The sequence below is a fragment of the Pseudomonas tensinigenes genome, from assembly GCF_014268445.2.
Lineage (GTDB): Bacteria > Pseudomonadota > Gammaproteobacteria > Pseudomonadales > Pseudomonadaceae > Aquipseudomonas > Aquipseudomonas tensinigenes.
This window is the reverse complement of the sequence record NZ_CP077089.1, coordinates 2303915-2321689: the sequence shown is the minus strand read 5'-3', so window position 1 is coordinate 2321689 and position 17775 is coordinate 2303915. Positions and strand designations below refer to the sequence as shown.

The 17775-nt window shown below is 60.3% G+C and carries 13 protein-coding genes; 8 read left to right on the top strand and 5 right to left on the bottom strand.

Annotated features, from left to right (window positions below; translation table 11 throughout):
• The first annotated feature begins 93 nt into the window (after window positions 1-93).
• Window positions 94-951 carry a xanthine dehydrogenase accessory protein XdhC gene (gene xdhC, locus HU718_RS10260; protein WP_186613692.1) on the top strand — a complete coding sequence of 286 codons (858 nt, stop codon included), beginning with the start codon at window positions 94-96 and terminating at the stop codon, window positions 949-951.
• A 13-nt stretch (window positions 952-964) separates the two neighbouring features.
• Window positions 965-2269, top strand: coding sequence for a guanine deaminase (gene guaD, locus HU718_RS10255; RefSeq protein ID WP_102900767.1), 1305 nt, complete (start codon window positions 965-967; stop codon window positions 2267-2269).
• Window positions 2270-2427: 158 nt separating this feature from the next.
• Here the strand turns inward: guaD and HU718_RS10250 are convergent, their stop codons facing one another.
• Window positions 2428-3192, bottom strand: coding sequence for a GntR family transcriptional regulator (locus HU718_RS10250; protein WP_007918375.1), 765 nt, complete (start codon window positions 3190-3192; stop codon window positions 2428-2430).
• 357 nt (window positions 3193-3549) lie between these two features.
• On the opposite strand from HU718_RS10250, the gene HU718_RS10245 reads away from it, so the two are divergent.
• Window positions 3550-4740: a benzoate/H(+) symporter BenE family transporter gene (locus HU718_RS10245; protein ID WP_186613694.1), complete on the top strand. Its 1191-nt coding sequence runs from the start codon at window positions 3550-3552 to the stop codon at window positions 4738-4740.
• 242 nt (window positions 4741-4982) lie between these two features.
• Here HU718_RS10245 and HU718_RS10240 read toward each other — a convergent pair whose 3' ends face one another.
• Complete coding sequence (locus HU718_RS10240; RefSeq protein ID WP_007916365.1) at window positions 4983-5327, bottom strand: YggL family protein; 345 nt, start codon at window positions 5325-5327, stop codon at window positions 4983-4985.
• 233 nt (window positions 5328-5560) lie between these two features.
• On the opposite strand from HU718_RS10240, the gene dacB reads away from it, so the two are divergent.
• Window positions 5561-7021 (top strand): D-alanyl-D-alanine carboxypeptidase/D-alanyl-D-alanine endopeptidase, encoded by a 1461-nt coding sequence (gene dacB, locus HU718_RS10235; RefSeq protein WP_110719757.1) that lies wholly within the window; start codon window positions 5561-5563, stop codon window positions 7019-7021.
• Window positions 7022-7156: 135 nt separating this feature from the next.
• Here the strand turns inward: dacB and HU718_RS10230 are convergent, their stop codons facing one another.
• Window positions 7157-9538, bottom strand: a complete 2382-nt coding sequence (locus HU718_RS10230) for a sensor domain-containing diguanylate cyclase (protein WP_186613696.1) — start codon at window positions 9536-9538, stop codon at window positions 7157-7159.
• A 145-nt stretch (window positions 9539-9683) separates the two neighbouring features.
• On the bottom strand, window positions 9684-11954 hold the full coding sequence (rlmKL, locus tag HU718_RS10225; RefSeq protein ID WP_095047738.1) for a bifunctional 23S rRNA (guanine(2069)-N(7))-methyltransferase RlmK/23S rRNA (guanine(2445)-N(2))-methyltransferase RlmL: 2271 nt from the start codon (window positions 11952-11954) through the stop codon (window positions 9684-9686).
• A gap of 532 nt (window positions 11955-12486) precedes the next feature.
• On the opposite strand from rlmKL, the gene rmf reads away from it, so the two are divergent.
• Window positions 12487-12702, top strand: coding sequence for a ribosome modulation factor (rmf, locus tag HU718_RS10220; RefSeq protein ID WP_003223300.1), 216 nt, complete (start codon window positions 12487-12489; stop codon window positions 12700-12702).
• A 244-nt stretch (window positions 12703-12946) separates the two neighbouring features.
• On the opposite strand, the gene HU718_RS10215 is transcribed toward rmf, so the two are convergent.
• A complete protein-coding gene (locus HU718_RS10215) occupies window positions 12947-13966 on the bottom strand; it encodes a quinone-dependent dihydroorotate dehydrogenase (protein WP_095120055.1) in 1020 nt (339 codons plus the stop codon).
• Between the two features lie 223 nt (window positions 13967-14189).
• Here HU718_RS10215 and HU718_RS10210 point away from each other — a divergent pair, with 223 nt between their 5' ends.
• The 3 genes from HU718_RS10210 to HU718_RS10200 all read left to right on the top strand — a co-directional run bounded on the left by HU718_RS10210 (window position 14190) and on the right by HU718_RS10200 (window position 17770).
• Window positions 14190-15401 (top strand): CmpA/NrtA family ABC transporter substrate-binding protein, encoded by a 1212-nt coding sequence (locus HU718_RS10210; protein WP_186613698.1) that lies wholly within the window; start codon window positions 14190-14192, stop codon window positions 15399-15401.
• 15 nt (window positions 15402-15416) lie between these two features.
• Window positions 15417-15992 (top strand): ANTAR domain-containing response regulator, encoded by a 576-nt coding sequence (locus tag HU718_RS10205; RefSeq protein WP_007916390.1) that lies wholly within the window; start codon window positions 15417-15419, stop codon window positions 15990-15992.
• Window positions 15993-16558: 566 nt separating this feature from the next.
• A complete protein-coding gene (locus HU718_RS10200) occupies window positions 16559-17770 on the top strand; it encodes a nitrate/nitrite transporter (RefSeq protein WP_095111816.1) in 1212 nt (403 codons plus the stop codon).
• The last annotated feature ends 5 nt before the right edge of the window (window positions 17771-17775 follow it).

Here is a 17775-nt window from a genome sequence, read left to right as displayed (position 1 = left end):
TGTGCTGACTGTTGGACTTGTACAAATCCAAATGTGGGAGCGAGCCTGCTCGCGAAGAGGCCCGAACAAACAACGATGTTGTAGGGGTGAACTATGTACAACTGGATCGACGCCCTCGCCGACCTGCAGAACCAGGGCGAACCCTGTGTGCTGGTGACGATCATCGAAGAACTCGGCTCGACGCCACGCAACGCCGGCTCGAAAATGGTCATCAGCGCTCACCAGAGTTTCGACACCATCGGTGGCGGGCATCTGGAATACAAAGCCATGCAGATCGCCCGCGAGATGCTCGCCAGCGGTAAGCAGGACACCCACCTGGAGCGCTTCAGCCTCGGCGCCAGCCTGGGCCAGTGCTGCGGTGGCGCCACCGTGTTGCTGTTCGAACCGATGGGCCAGGTGCAGGCGCAGATCGCTGTGTTCGGTGCCGGTCACGTTGGCCGCGCCCTCGTGCCGCTGCTTGCCAGCCTGCCCTGCCGGGTGCGCTGGATCGATTCGCGCGAGTCCGAATTCCCCGAACAGATCTCGCACGGCGTGCGTAAAATCGTCGCCGAAGAGCCTGTGGATGAAATCGATGAGCTGCCCGCCGGCAGTTATTGCATCGTCATGACCCACAACCATCAGCTCGACCTTGAACTCACTGCCGCGATCCTCAAGCGCAACGACTTCGCCTACTTCGGCCTGATCGGTTCGAAGACCAAACGCGCCAAGTTCGAACACCGTTTGCGTGATCGCGGTTTCGACAGCAGCGTCGTGCAACGCATGCGCTGCCCGATGGGCATCGGCGAAGTCAAAGGCAAACTGCCTGTGGAAATCGCCATCTCCATCGCCGGTGAAATCATCGCCACCTACAACGCCAACTTCGGCCAGCAGACTGCCAGCGCCGAACCGATTGCCAAACTGCTGCCGGTTTCGCGGCGCAGTCAGGCGACCAAACTCAAAGCCTCAAACTGATTAGAGAACCCTCATGCCTCTGACTCGCAAAGCCTACCGCGCCGCCATCCTGCACAGCATCGCCGACCCCGCCGAAGTCGGGATCGAAGCCTCCTACGAATATTTCGAGGATGGCCTGCTGGTGGTCGATGGCGGCAAGATCAGCGCCCTTGGCCACGCCAGTGATTTGCTGCCGACCCTGCCGGCGGACATCGAAATCGAGCACTACCAGGACGCGTTGATCACCCCGGGCTTCATCGACACCCACATTCACTTTCCGCAAACCGGCATGGTCGGCGCCTACGGCGAGCAACTGCTCGACTGGCTCAACACCTACACCTTCCCGTGCGAAAGCCAGTTCGGCGACAAGGCCCACGCCGATGAAGTCGCTGACATTTTCATCAAGGAACTGCTGCGCAACGGCACCACCACCGCGCTGGTGTTCGGCAGCGTGCACCCGCAGTCGGTGAACTCGTTGTTCGAAGCGGCCGAGAAGCTCGACCTGCGCATGATCGCCGGCAAGGTGATGATGGACCGCAACGCCCCGGACTATCTGACTGATACCGCCGAATCGAGCTACGTCGACAGCAAAGCGCTGATCGAGCGCTGGCACGGCAAGGGTCGTCTGCACTACGCGGTCACCCCGCGCTTCGCACCGACCAGCACCCCGGAACAACTGACCCTCGCCGGGCAACTGCTGACCGAATACCCGGATCTGTACATGCAGACCCACATCAGCGAAAACCTCAAGGAAATCGAGTGGGTCAAGGAGCTGTTCCCGGAGCGCAAGGGCTACCTCGACGTTTACGATCACTACCAACTGCTCGGCGAGCGCTCGGTATTCGCCCACGGCGTGCACCTGTGTGACGACGAATGCGCACGCCTGGCGGAAACCGGCTCGGCGATTTCGTTCTGCCCGACTTCGAACTTCTTCTTGGGTAGCGGCTTGTTCAACCTGCCGATGGCCGAGAAGCACAAACTCAATGTCGGTCTGGGCACTGACGTCGGTGGCGGTACCAGTTTCTCGCTGCTGCAGACGCTGAACGAAGCGTACAAAGTGATGCAACTGCAAGGTGCGCGACTGAGCCCGTTCAAGTCGCTGTACCTGGCGACCTTGGGTGGCGCGCGGGCGCTGCGTCTGGAAGACAAGATCGGCAACCTGCAACCGGGTTCCGACGCCGACTTCCTGGTGCTGGACTACAACGCCACGCCGCTGCTGAGCTACCGCTTGAAGCAGGCCAACAACATTGCCGAGACGTTGTTTGTGTTGATGACGCTGGGCGATGACCGCACGGTGCAGCAGACGTATGCGGCGGGTGCGCTGGTGCATCAGCGCTAAGTTTTCACAGGCACAAAAAAATCCCCCGGAGGTGTTCAGCCCCGGGGGATTTTTTGTTGCCTGTCAGATCGCCTTCGCGAGCAAGCTCGCTCCCACATGGGAATGCATTTCAAATGTGGGAGCGAGCCTGCTCGCGAAGGGGTCGACTCGGTATCAGCTCAGAGCTTGGCCGCTGGACGCCCAGGCTTCTTGGTCTGCAACAAATGCGAGAACACCGCATGCAGATCATCCGACGCGCCTTCCTCGTCGAGGTTGAGCTTGCTGTCGATGTGATCCATGTGATGCATCATCAGATTCACCGCCAACTCGCCGTCGCGCTTCTCGATCGCGTCGATCAACTGGGTGTGTTCGTCATACGAGCAGTGCGAACGGTTGCCGCTTTCATACTGAGCGATGATCAGCGATGTCTGCGACACCAGGCTGCGCTGGAAGCTGATCAACGGAGCGTTCATCGCCGCTTCCGCCAGTTTCAGGTGGAATTCGCCCGACAGACGAATACCGGCGCCGCGATCGCCACGGGAGAAGCTGTCGCGCTCATCGTTGACCATCTGGCGCAACTCGGCGATCTGCTCGGCGGTGGCGTGTTGCACCGCCAGCTCAGTGATCGCGCGTTCGACCAGACGGCGAGCGAGAAACACCTGACGGGCTTCTTCAACGCTCGGACTGGCGACCACGGCGCCACGGTTCGGCCGCAACAGCACCACGCCTTCATGGGCCAGACGCGAGAGCGCGCGGCGAATGATGGTGCGGCTGACCCCGAAGATTTCCCCCAGCGCTTCTTCGCTCAATTTTGTGCCGGGCGCCAGACGCTGTTCGAGGATGGCCTCGAAGATATGTGCGTAGACAATATCGTCCTGGGTTCCGCTGCGGCCGGCTTTGCCTGCTCGCGGTTGTTTCTTGAGGGGTTGCAACTGTTCGTTCATGGGCACTCGAGTCGGGAGAACTGCGGCGAATAGACCGTGACTGTAATACGGCACAGTAGGTCGCTGGCAAGTATCGCGTAAAAAACAGCGCGATTGTACACAATGGAAGGTGGCAACACGACTGTACGGCTGTTTGTGACTGCGGCTGTATTGCAACGATCCGTTACGATTGAGTTTAGGCTTGATCGCAGAATCCGCTGGTCGACCACAATCCCCTGTGGGAGCGAGCCTGCTCGCGAAAGCCGTTTCACATTCAAAATGAATGTTGACTGACACACCGCTTTCGCGAGCAGGCTCGCTCCCACAGGGGTTTGGCGTACAGGGGACATCTTCATTGGTATAAGGAACACCGCCGTCATGAACGACGCCACGCACACTCAACTGCGCCCACTGGCCGACACTTCGCCTTCAGCCATCGTCGCCGGTTTCATCGCGATGATGACCGGCTACACCAGCTCACTGGTGCTGATGTTCCAGGCCGGGCAAGCGGCAGGTCTGACCAGCGGGCAGATTTCTTCGTGGATCTGGGCGATCTCGATCGGCATGGCGGTGTGTTCGATCGGCCTGTCGCTGCGTTATCGCACGCCGATCACCATCGCTTGGTCGACGCCCGGCGCGGCGTTGCTGATCACCAGTCTGGGCGGTGTCAGTTACGGCGAGGCCATCGGCGCCTACATCACCTGCGCAGTGCTGGTGACGATCTGCGGGCTGACCGGCAGCTTCGAAAGGCTGGTAAAAAAGATCCCGGCCTCGCTGGCGGCAGCATTGCTGGCGGGCATTCTGTTCAAGATCGGCAGCGAAATCTTTGTCGCCGCGCAGCACCGTACCGGGCTGGTGCTGGGGATGTTCTTCACTTATCTGCTGATCAAACGCCTGTCGCCGCGTTATGCCGTGCTCGCCGCACTGCTGATCGGCACTGCGCTGTCGGGGTTCATGGGTTTGCTGGATTTCAGCGGTTTTCATCTGGAAGTGGCGACGCCAGTCTGGACCACGCCGCACTTCTCGCTCGCTGCGACGATCAGCATCGGCATTCCATTGTTTGTGGTGGCGATGACCTCGCAGAACATGCCCGGTATCGCCGTGTTGCGAGCCGACGGCTACAACGTCCCGGCCTCGCCACTGATCACTACCACCGGCATCGCTTCATTGTTGCTGGCGCCGTTCGGCTCCCACGGTATTAACCTGGCGGCGATCAGCGCGGCGATCTGCACCGGGCCGCACGCCCATGAGGATCGCAACAAGCGCTACACCGCGGCGGTCTGGTGCGGAATTTTCTACGGGATTGCCGGGGTGTTCGGCGCCACATTGGCGGCGTTGTTTGCCGCGCTGCCGAAGGAACTGGTGCTGTCGATTGCGGCGCTGGCGCTGTTTGGTTCGATCATCAATGGTTTAAGCATTGCCATGACCGAGGTGAAGGAACGGGAAGCGGCGTTGATCACCTTTATGGTCACGGCGTCGGGGCTGACGCTGTTTTCCGTCGGTTCGGCGTTCTGGGGGATTGTCGCGGGGGTTTTGACGCTGGTGATTTTGAATTGGCGTAAAGCTTAAGGTCAAAAGCCCCTCACCCTAGCCCTCTCCCCGAGGGAGAGGGGACTGACCGAGGTGTTTGGAAGACATACGCCGACGTGGGATACCGAGTTGAACTCAGGCTTTGAAAAGCCCATAAGTCGGCTCCCTCTCCAGGGGGAGAGGGCTGGGGTGAGGGGCAGACTCACCACAAACCCCAAACCGAACACCCAAACCCCAGACGAAAAAAAACGGCGACCCTCAGGTCGCCGTTTTTTTCAGTATCACTTAGCCGCGTTGATCGGCTTTTCCGGATACCAAACGTCCAGCAACGGGCTGACTTCATACTTGGTCAGCTCGGAGCGGGTTTTCAGCCAGGCTTCAACGGCAGCACGCTGCTCTTCGTTGACCGAGCCACGCTTCTGCAGGCAAACCAGACCGAAGTCGTCGCCGCCAACATAACCCAGACCATTGGCTTCCATGGCTTCTTTGATGAAGGCTTCGAGGAAAGCGTCAATGGCTTCTTCGGACAAGTCTTCTTTGAAGTCCAGGTTCAGCTCGAAACCCAGCTCTTGAAATTCATCAACGCACAGTTTTTTGCGCAGACGCTGGGAACGGTTAGTCGCCATTGGAACAATCCTCTTAAGTATTAACGGCGGGCACTTTACCAGTTTAAGCCGCCGATTGCCCGACTCTCTGGCCCCTGTAGCTGACCGCCTGTAAAAAAATAACGTATTGGTCCGCCCGGACAAGGCACAAGCGGTAACACCTTGGGGCATAATGCCGACACTTTCATGACCGCTGAGGGCTTTTTCATCCATGTCCTCGTTATTTTCCCCTCGACTGTAGGGTTTTATTTCATATGATCAAATCGTTGCGTCCTCTGCTTCTCGCCGGCCTTCTTCTGCCGCTGGCCCTGCCTGTTTCTGCTGCCACCATCAACACCGCCCTCACCCCCAACGTCGAAAAAGCCCTCAAGGCCAGTAAACTGCAGCCCAGCGCCCTGTCGCTGGTGATGGTGCCGCTCGACGGCCCGGGCACGCCGACCGTGTTCAACGCCGACGTGTCGGTCAACCCGGCCTCGACCATGAAGCTGGTGACCACCTACGCGGCGCTGGAAATGCTCGGCCCTAATCACCAGTGGAAGACCGAGTTCTATACCGACGGCGACCTCAGTGGCGGCATCCTCAACGGCAATCTCTACCTCAAGGGTGGCGGCGATCCGAAGCTGAACATGGAAAAACTCTGGCTGTTGATGCGCGACCTGCGCGCCAACGGCGTGACCCAGATCACCGGTGACCTGATCCTCGACCGCAACTTCTTCGTGCAACCGGTGCTGCCGGAATTCAACGATGACGGCAATGACGAGAACAAGCCGTTCCTGGTCAAGCCCGACTCACTGCTGGTCAACCTCAAGGCCCTGCGTTTTGTCGCCCGTAATGACGGTGGCCGCGTGCTGATCTCGGTAGAACCGCCGATTGCCAGCATCCACATCGAAAACACCGTCAAAGCGCTACCCTCCAAGCAATGCACCGGCGGCGTGCGCTACAACCCGGTGGCGCAACCCGATGGCAGCATGACCGTGACCGTCGCCGGCCAGTTGGGCGAAGGCTGCAGCTCGCAGACTTACCTGTCGCTGCTTGACCATGCGACCTATACGGCCGGCGCCGTGCGGGCGATCTGGAAAGAGCTGGGCGGCAGCATTCAGGGCAAGGATCGTCTGGCTTCGACCCCGGGCAACGCCAAGCTGCTGGCTCGCGCCTACTCGCCGGATCTGGCGGAAATCATTCGCGACATCAACAAATACAGTAACAACACCATGGCTCAGCAGTTATTCCTCAGCCTCGGCCAACGCTTTCGCAACGACGCCGACGGTGACGACGCCAAGGCTGCACAGCGCGTAGTACGCCAGTGGCTGGCGAAGAAAGGCATCACTGCGCCACACCTGGTGATGGAGAACGGCTCCGGCCTCTCCCGTGCCGAACGGGTCAGCGCCCGTGAAATGGCGAGCATGCTGCAAGCCGCCTGGCACAGCCCGTATGCTGCCGAGTACATCAGCTCGCTGCCGATTGCCGGTACCGACGGCACCATGCGTAAACGTCTGAAAACCACGGCGATGCGCGGTGAGGCTCACGTCAAGACCGGCACCCTGAACACCGTGCGCGCGATTGCCGGTTTCAGCCGTGACGTCAATGGCAACACTTGGGCGGTGGTGGCGATCCTCAACGACAAGGCGCCGTTTGGTGCATCGTCGGTGCTCGATCAGGTGCTGCTGGATCTGTACAAACAGCCGAAACTGGCGCAGACCGCTTCGGTCCTGTAACGCGGTTCAGGCAACACCACAAAAACCTGTGGGAGCGAGCCTGCTCGCGAAGGCGTCAGGTCAGTCAATAAATGTGCTGACTGATACACCGCCTTCGCGAGCAGGCTCGCTCCCACATTGGTTGGGTGGCAGGGCCTAGCTCATCTGTTCGACGCGATCGCGCCCGCGCTGCTTTGCCATATACACACCCGAATCCGCCCGCAACAGCAGCGCATCCGCGCCCTCCCCCGGTCGCCAACTGGCGATCCCGAAACTCGCCGTGACCACGCCGACCACATCCACCGGCGCACTGCGCAAACCCTGCCACAACTCAACCGCCAGCATGTACGCGTGCTCGCCGTCGATGTCCGGACAGAGCACCATGAATTCCTCGCCACCCAAGCGACAGAAGACATCGGTGCGCCGCAGGCGATGGCCAATGCGTTCGCACACCGCTTGCAGCACTCGGTCACCGACGGCGTGGCCATACTGATCGTTGATGCGTTTGAAATGGTCGATGTCGAGCATGATCACCGACAACTCACCGCCGCCGCGCTCGACCCGGGCCATTTCCGTGGTCAGGCGTTCCTGGAAGTAGCGGCGGTTGTGGATGCCAGTCAACGAGTCGGTCACCGACAATGCGCGCAGTTCTTCTTCCACGCGCTTCAGGTCGGAAATATCCGAGATATAGCCATGCCACAGCACACCGCCGCCCGGCAGTTCTTCCGGCGTCGCCTCGCCGCGCACCCAGCGCAGACCGCGCTCGGGCAACTGCACACGGTATTCCTCGCGCCACGGGCTGAGGCTGTCGGCCGAGGCGCGAATCGAAGAGCGCACGCGGGTAACGTCCTGTGGATGAATGCGTGTGAAGATCGCCTCGGCGTTGAACAGCAGCACGTCCGGCTCCAGCTCGTAGATCTCGCGGATGCCGTCGCTGGCGTAGATCACACTGAAGCGCCCGTCGAATTCCATCTTGAACTGATAGATGCCGCCGGGCACATGCGCGCTGAGTTTCTTCAGTAACACGTCCCGCGCCGCCAGCACCTCGTGCACGCGCTTGCGCTCAGTGATGTCGATGCAGATCGCCAGATGCCCGACCCACAAACCCTGCTCATCGAGCACCGGGGTGGCCAGCATGTTCACCGGAATATGACTGCCATCGCTGCGCACCAGCGTCCATTCGCGGGCCTCGTGACCGCCGACTTCGCCGCCCTCGACCAGCATCGCGTGGCAGGTCGGGATGCTTTTGCCGTAGCGTGCACTCAATTCGGCAGCACGGGCCGTCAGCTCGCGGGGCAGGTGCAGGTTTTCCAGAGTCATGTGGCCGACGACATCGGCGCTGCTGTAACCGAGCATTTGCTCGGCGCCGGGGTTGAAGGTGTTGATCACCCCGCGCAGGTCGGTGGCGATGATCGCCACCTGCGTTGCGGCATTCAGCACGCCGCGCAACTGCCCGTGAGTGCCACGCAGCTCCTGTTCGCTGGCATGCAACTCCTGCGTGCGCAACTCGACCATGCGCAAGGCGCGCTGGCGCTGACTGACCAACACATAGAGCAAGGCGCTGAGCAGCATACTGAGCAAACCGCCCAGAATGAGCACGCTGCCGACCGACGAATGATTGCCCTGAACGAAGGCCTCGCTCGGCAGGATATCGACCTGATAATCATGATCGGCCATGCGCACCAGGCGCGTGGCGGTCAGGTCGCTCGGCGCCGGCTCATTGGTCGATTCGAACAAGACCTCGTGCTGATCATTGGTCGACATGTCGAGAATGCGCACTGAAAGATAGTCATGGAAGGCATCCGGCAAACCGTCGGCCAGCAACTGGCGCATGCTGATCACCGCCATCACGTAGCCGAACGATTGGCGCTCGCCGTTGCGACTCACTGGCGCCACCAGCAGGACACCGCGTGCATAGGATGGCTCGATACTGACCAGGTGCATCGGTTGCGAAACCGCCAGACCGGCAAGCTTGTCGGCACGTTGCAGGGTGTCACGGCGCAAAGGTTGCGCGAGCAGGTCATAACCCAACGGTGAGCCGAGCCGACTTTGCGTCTGGCTATAGAGCACCGGCACGTATTCATCGCGCACGCCAGCCAGTTGCAGCTCGCCTTGGGCATTCAGTTCACGCAGGGTGAAGTTACTCAGGCCTTCGTCACGCACGCGCTGCTCGAATGCCGCGCGCTCGCCACCCTTGATCTTGAGGGCAAACGAATAGGCCTGGGTACGCATTAATAAGGGTTGGGTGTAACCATCGAATTCGGTGCGGGACACCGATTCAGAGTTAGCGAAGAAGCGGCGCAGGCCGTCGAGGCGTTGCTCCTGATCCTGAAAGCGTTCTTCGATGCGGCTGTAACGTTCGTTGGCCAGCAGTTGAAAACGCTGACGGGTTTGTTGCTGAAACTGATTGAGGGTGGCCCAGGCGAGAAGCCCCGTGAGAATCCCGCCGGCGAGCAATACCAGCAGCGCGACCAGCCAGGCCGAGACGTCTTCGCTGATAAAACCCAGAATCTTTGGGCGCACGGGGTGCAACGACATAAAGACAACTCACTACGCCAGCATTTACGGGAAAACCCCATTGACCGTGTGTGAGTTATAGCTATTAGCCACTAATTTAGCTAGCGCGGGCAGATCCACGGAGCCTTTAAAAATCAAGGCTCTGTGGATCCAACCCGGTAAAGCGTCAACGAGCCGTGATTTTCCAGGCGCGGTGGATCTTGGTGTTACGGGCGAAATCCGGATCGATGGTCTGCGCGCTGATTTCCTCGACCGCATAACGCTCGGCGAGGTTTTCTTCCAACTGGAACTTGCGGAAGTTGTTGGAGAAATACAGCACACCGCCGGTTGCCAGACGGGCCATGGCCAGGTCAATCAACTGCACCTGATCACGCTGCACGTCGAAGATACCTTCCATGCGCTTGGAGTTGGAGAACGTCGGTGGATCGATAAAGATCAGGTCGTACTCGTCACGGCTGCTTTCCAGCCACGCCATCACATCGCCCTGCTCCAGACGGTTCTTGTCGGAGTAACCGTTCAGCGACAGGTTGCGGCGCGCCCAGTCGAGGTAAGTCTTCGACAGGTCGACGCTGGTGGTGCTGCGCGCGCCGCCCTTGGCCGCGTGTACGCTGGCGGTCGCGGTGTAGCAGAACAGATTGAGGAAGCGCTTGCCGGCGGCCTCTTTCTGAATACGCATGCGCATCGGCCGGTGATCGAGGAACAGGCCGGTGTCGAGGTAGTCGGTGAGGTTGACCAGCAACTTCACGCCGCCCTCGCTGACTTCATTGAACTTGCCTTGCGCAGCCTGACGCTCGTACTGCTTGGTGCCGCTCTGGCGCTCGCGGCGTTTGACCACCACGCGGCTCTTGTCGACGTTCAGTGCCTGCGGAATCGCTGCCAGGGCGTCAAACATGCGCGCCGAGGCTTTTTCCGGATCGATGGATTTTGGCGCGGCATATTCCTGAACGTGCACCCAATCGTGGTACAGGTCGATGGCCATCGCATACTCAGGCATGTCGGCATCGTAGACGCGGTAGCAATCAATGCCTTCGCGCTTGACCCACTTGCCCATGGCCTTGAGGTTTTTCTGCAGACGGTTGGCAAACATCTGCCCGCCTTCGCTCAAGCGCGGCTGCTCGATCACTGGCGCCGGGGCCGGCGTCGGTTTGATCGGGTTGCCGTTCTTGTTGAACTTGCGCTCTTGCGGCTCATCCGGGGTCTGGTCGTAAGCCGCTTGCTCGCGCTCGGCCTGACGCTGTTCCGGGGTGCGACGCTCGCCGGTGACGAACTGATCCGGCAGCACTTTGATCAACAGCAGCTTGCACGGCAACGCGCCGTTCCAGAACGAATACTGTTTATGGCTGCGAATGCCCATGCGCTTGCCCAGATCCGGCGCACCAGTGAACACCGCCGCTTCCCAGTTCAGACAGGCCTGACGCAGACGCTCGCCGAGGTTCTGGTAGAGGTACAACAGGCTGGCTTCGTCACCGAGACGCTCGCCGTACGGCGGGTTGCAGATCACCAGACCTTTCTGGTTCTGATCCGGACGCGGCTCGAACGTCGCCACTTCGCCCTGGTAGATCTTGATCCACTCGCTCAGGCCGGCACGCTCAACGTTGTTGCGGCCCGGCTGAATCAGACGCGGATCAGCTTCGTAGCCACGAATCCACAACGGTGGCTTGGCCAGACCGGCAGCGGCACGTTCAACGGCTTCTTCATGGAGTTTTTTCCACAGTGCCGGAACGTGACCGAGCCACGCGGTGAAGCCCCACTGCTCACGGCGCAGGTTCGGCGCCATGTCGGCGGCAATCATGCCGGCTTCGACGAGGAACGTACCGACACCGCACATCGGGTCAGCCAGCGCGCCGCCTTCGGCAGCAATGCGCGGCCAGCCGGAACGGATCAGGATCGCCGCCGCGAGGTTTTCCTTCAGCGGTGCAGCGCCCTGCTGCAGACGGTAACCGCGCTGGTGCAGGCTGTGGCCGGACAGATCAAGGGAGAGAATCGCTTCGCCGCGATCCAGACGCAGGTGAATGCGCAGATCCGGGTTGAGCTTGTCGATCGACGGACGGTCGCCCTGCGGCGTGCGCAGTTTGTCGACGATGGCGTCTTTGACTTTCAGGGCACCGAAGTGGGTGTTGTCGATGCCTGAGCCGTGGCCGCTGAATTCGACGGCCAGGGTGCCGTCGCTGAGCATGTGATCCTGCCACTCGATGTCGAGCACACCGTGGTAGAGGTCTTCAGCGTCTTTCATCGGGAAACGCTTGAGCACCAGCAACACACGGTTGGCCAGACGCGACCAGAGGCACAGGCGATAAGCGGTTTCCATGGTCGCCATGCCACGCACGGCGGAAGTGTGCTCGCGTGCTTCTTCAAGGCCAAGCCCGACGGCTTCCTCGATGAGCAGGCCTTCAAGGCCTTTAGGGCAAGTGAGGAAGAGTTCGAAACGGTCGGACATGGGATTTCCAAAGCCTTTGGCTAGTGAATCGGCAACGCATTGCCGATCCGGTTTTCAATCAGGCGCTTTTCTAAAAGAACGCCCGCGTGGCACGAAGGTGTGCCGTTCCATCCCCGCTGCTCGGGTTAAAAGAGATTAGATGCCGGGACAGATAAAAAAGTTGATGCAACAAAAAGTCTTAAAACGACCCTTCGTCGCTTTATACCCCAGCGCAAACGTGGGTCATTCTCACTAAAGAATTAACCCCATCATCCAGCGCGGGGCCGATCATACCGGGGTTTGCTGAAAAACCGTGCATGAAACCCGTCGTTACTTATGGCTGTAGCACTAATTTCGTTACGTCCTTATGACAAAACGATCATTCCCTCGATGTGACTCATTGGTTAGAACTGAGCACAGGTTGACGTCGCAACGGCGTCAACACCTTGGCTCGCCACGCCGGCAGCGAGCCGCACCATGGCAGGTTTCTTCTGCCAGACCTCAGTTGAGGTCAACGCGACACAAAACAGTCAACAAGTGAGGGAAACACCCTATGAGAAGACTTAAGCGTGATCCGTTGGAAAGAGCATTTTTGCGCGGATATCAATATGGCGTTGGTGGCAAATCCCGTGAGCTTTGCCCATTTACTCTACCGTCGGTACGCCAAGCCTGGATTAACGGCTGGCGAGAAGGACGCGGCGACAACTGGGACGGTATGACCGGCACTGCGGGAATCCACAGACTCAACGAACTTCACGCCGTCGGCTGACACAGGGCATTAATTCCGACACGACAATCTGAATTTGTAACGACTTACCATGCACGTCCTTCCCGGACGGCGGGCTGCGGCCCAGGGGCTCCTTCGAGGAGCCCTTTTTTATGCCGGAAAACTCATTTTTTGTGCTTGAACACGAAACCTGTGGGAGCGAGCCTGCTCGCGAAAGCGGTGTGTCAGTCACAGAAATATTGACTGAACTGGCGCCTTCGCGAGCAGGCTCGCTCCCACAATTGGATCAGCGCAGGGCGGCGATCGCGTCTACCGACTCACGAATCAGCGCCGGGCCCTTATAGATGAAGCCAGAGTAGATCTGCACCAGGCTCGCACCGGCGAGAATCTTCTCGGCCGCATGCTTGCCTTCAGTAATCCCGCCCGCCGCAATGATCGGCAACCGCCCAGCCAACTCGCCGGCCAGCACCTTCACGGTATTCGTGCTCTTCTCACGCACCGGCGCGCCCGACAGACCGCCCGCCTCGTCGCCATGCTCCATGCCTTCAACGCCAACACGGCTCAGGGTGGTGTTGGTCGCGATCACCGCGTCCATGCCGGTTTCGATCAGGGCCTGAGCCACCTGCGCGGTTTCTTCGTCGGTCATGTCCGGCGCGATCTTGATCGCCAACGGCACATGTTTGCCATGACGCAACGCCAGTTCGGCGCGGCGGGTAGCCAGATCCGCGAGCAATTGCTTGAGCGAATCGCCGAACTGCAGGCTGCGCAGGCCCGGAGTGTTCGGCGAGCTGACGTTGACCGTCACGTAGCTGGCGTGGGCGTAAACCTTGTCCAGGCAGATCAGGTAGTCGTCGACCGCGCGTTCAACCGGGGTATCGAAGTTCTTGCCGATGTTGATGCCCAGCACGCCTTTGTATTTCGCCGCGGCCACGCGCGCCAGCAGGTTATCCACACCGAGGTTGTTGAAACCCATGCGGTTGATGATCGCCTCGGCTTCCGGCAGGCGGAAAATCCGTGGTTTCGGGTTGCCCGGCTGCGGGCGCGGAGTCACGGTGCCGATTTCGACAAAACCGAAACCCAGTTGTGCGAAGCCATCGATGGCCGCGCCATTCTTGTCCAGACCGGCCGCCAGACCCACCGGGTTCGGGAATTCGAGGCCCATGACCGTCACCGGCTTCTTCGCCGGCGCCTTGCACAGCAAGCCGTTGAGGCCCAAACGCCCACCCGCGCCGATCAGATCCAGCGACAGATCGTGGGAGGTTTCCGGGGAAAGTTTGAACAACAGCTGACGGGCCAGGGAATACATGGGCGGCGATGACTCGGGCGGCGAAAAGAGGCGGCGATTATAGCCGGGCATCGACCTGCGGCGCGAGGCGCACGCGCAAATCACTGGCACTGGCATATGCCTTGCACCCTCCTTGACTATCAGCGCGCAGGCCAATGACGGCAGGCGGGCAAGGACAATGGCGTCGTCCCGGGTTTTGCCTGCGCAAAGTCCGCGGCGGCGCTTTTTTTCGAGGTGGCGGTGTATGAATGAACCTTCGGTAGGGCCACTGGCCTGGGTCAATGGCAGCGATGCCCCGGAAAAGACTGCAATCAACCTCGGCTTCATGGCGTTGAGCGACTGCGCATCGGTTGTCGTTGCTGCCACACAGGGCTTTGCCCAGCCTTACGGGCTGACCCTGAATCTCAAGCGCCAAAGCTCTTGGGCCAACCTTCGTGACAAACTGGTCAGCGGCGAACTGGATGCCGCCCACAGTCTGTACGGTCTGATCTACGCCGTGCACCTGGGCATTGGCGGCGTGACGTCGACCGACATGGCGGTGCTGATGGGGCTGAATCAGAACGGTCAGAGCCTCAACCTCTCCCACGGTCTGCAGAACCTTGGCGTGAGCAGTCCTGAAGCGCTGGATCGGCACGTGCACCAAAGCCGCGCAAAACTTACCTTCGCCCAGACTTTTCCCACTGGCACTCATGCGATGTGGCTGTATTACTGGCTGGCGAGTCAGGGCATTCATCCGTTGCAGGATGTCGACAGTGTGGTGGTGCCGCCGCCGCAAATGGTTGCGCATCTGCAAGCCGGGCGCATCGACGGTTTTTGTGTCGGCGAGCCTTGGGCGGCTAGCGCGGTGCAGCAGAATCTGGGTTTTACCCTGGCCACCAGCCAGACCATCTGGCCCGATCACCCGGAAAAAGTCCTTGGCTGCACTCGCGAATTTGTCGAGCAATACCCGAACACGGCGCGCGCGCTGGTGATGGCGATCCTTGAAGCCAGCCGCTTTATCGAAGAAAGCCCGGAGAATCGTCGCAGCACCGCGCAATTGCTCAGCGCTCCGGAATATCTGGACGCGCCGCTTTCGTGCATCGAACCGCGTTTTCTCGGTGACTATGCCGATGGGCTGGGCAATCGTTGGCAGGATCCTCATGCGCTGCGCTTTCACGGCAATGGCGAGGTGAATTTGCCCTACTTGTCCGATGGCATGTGGTTCATGACCCAGTTCCGTCGCTGGGGCTTACTGCGCGAAGACCCGGATTACCTCGCTGTCGCCCGTCAGGTTCAGCAACTCGATCTATATCGCGACGCCGCCACCGCCGTCGGCGTAGCGGCGTGGGGTACCGACATGCGCAGCAGCCAGTTGCTCGACGGCAAAATCTGGGACGGCAGCGACCCGGCCGCTTACGCGCGCAGCTTCAAGCTGCACGCGATGAGCGACGACGTTCCCCTTCTCGCCCGCCGCTGACAGGAGACCGCGAATATGTTGCGCATTCTGCTGATCAATGACACGGCGAAAAAAGTCGGGCGCCTGAAAGCCGCGCTGACTGAAGCCGGTTTCGAGGTGATCGACGAGTCCGGCCTGACCATCGACCTGCCCGCGCGCGTCGAAACGGTGCGCCCGGACGTCATTCTGATCGATACCGAGTCACCGAGCCGCGATGTCATGGAACAAGTGGTACTGGTCAGCCGCGACCAGCCACGGCCAATCGTGATGTTTACCGATGAACATGATCCGGGGGTGATGCGCCAGGCGATCAAGTCCGGGGTCAGTGCCTACATCGTCGAAGGCATTCACGCCCAGCGTCTGCAGCCGATTCTCGATGTCGCGATGGCGCGATTCGAGAGTGATCAGGCCTTGCGCGCGCAGTTGCAGGCGCGGGATCAGCAATTGGCTGAGCGCAAACGCATTGAGCTGGCCAAGGGGTTATTGATGAAGATGAAGGATTGCAATGAGGAAGAGGCTTACACCTTGATGCGACGCCAGGCGATGAGCCGGCAGCAGAAGCTGATTCAGGTGGCGGAGCAGATTATTGCCATGAGTGAGTTGCTGGGCTGAAATGCTCTGAGCGCTTGAAAAGCCCCTCACCCTAGCCCTCTCCCAGAGGGAGAGGGGACCGACCTAGGTGTCTGGCGTCAAACATCGACCTGAAAGACCGAGTCGATTATGGATTCACAGCAGAAAATCACAGGTCGGCGTACTTCTCGAGCATCCCCCAATCAGTCCCCTCTCCCTCTGGGAGAGGGGACCGACCGAGCAGTCTGACGTCAAACATCGACCTGAAAGACCGAGTCGATTATGGATTCACAGCAGAAATCACAGGTCGGCGTACTTCGCGAGCATCCCCCAATCAGTCCCCTCTCCCTCTGGGAGAGGGCTAGGGTGAGGGGCTTTTGACTTTCCGGCTGTTGGCACAAATCTCGCTAAGTAAAACGCACAGGTAACCAACGGCGGTTGCCCCACCCACGACAAAGACGTCGCTCACCCGTTCGCCCAACCGGCGAATCAGGTAGCGGCGTTTTTGCGTTTTGGCCCCACAGCTCGGGGCCGGTGGTGCGGCCGTGGCGGCGCCCCACCTGCTGTTGCATGACTCCTTTCGAGACTCTTTTCAGCTGAGGTGCGCGATGAATTCAAGCTTCTGGAAATCCGGCCACACCCCGACCCTGTTCGCGGCCTTCCTCTATTTCGACCTGAGCTTCATGGTCTGGTACCTGCTCGGCCCGTTGGCGGTGCAAATCGCTGCTGATCTGCACCTGACCACGCAACAACGTGGCCTCGTCGTCGCAACACCGATCCTCGCCGGCGCCGTACTGCGCTTCGTGATGGGCATGCTCGCCGATCGTCTGTCGCCGAAAACCGCCGGGCTGATCGGTCAGGTCATTGTGATCTGCGCGCTATTCGGTGCCTGGAAAATCGGCATCCACAGTTATGAGCAGGCGCTGATCCTCGGCCTGTTTCTCGGCATGGCCGGCGCCTCGTTCGCCGTCGCCCTGCCGCTGGCCTCGCAATGGTATCCGCCACAGCATCAGGGCAAAGCCATGGGCATTGCCGGTGCAGGCAACTCCGGCACCGTGTTCGCCGCGCTGCTCGCGCCGGTGCTCGCCGCTGCGTTCGGCTGGAGCAATGTTTTCGGTTTCGCTCTGATTCCGTTGATCCTGACGTTGGTGCTGTTCGCCTGGCTGGCAAAAAATGCGCCTGAGCGGCCAAAAGCCAAAGCCATGGCTGACTACTTCAAAGCCCTCGGCGACCGTGACAGTTGGTGGTTCATGTTTTTCTACAGCGTCACCTTCGGCGGCTTCATCGGTCTGGCCAGCGCCCTGCCCGGCTACTTCAACGATCAGTACGGGCTGAGCCCGGTGACCGCCGGTTACTACACCGCAGCTTGCGTGTTCGGCGGCAGTTTGATGCGACCGCTGGGTGGCGCGCTGGCGGATCGCTTCGGTGGCATTCGCACATTGCTGGCGATGTACACCGTCGCCGCCGTGTGCATCGCCGCGGTTGGTTTCAACCTGCCAAGTTCCTACGCTGCACTGGCACTTTTCGTCTGCACCATGCTCGGATTGGGCGCGGGCAACGGCGCGGTTTTTCAACTGGTACCGCAGCGTTTTCGTCTGGAAATCGGCGTGATGACCGGCCTGATCGGCATGGCCGGCGGCATCGGCGGTTTTGCCTTGGCGGCCGGCATGGGCGCGATCAAGCAGAGCACCGGCAGCTATCAACTGGCCCTGTGGTTGTTCGCCAGCCTCGGCGTGTTGGCATGGTTTGGCCTGCACGGCGTCAAGCGTCGCTGGAGAACCACCTGGGGTTCAGCGGCAGTGACGGCGGCGCGGGTCTGAAGCGT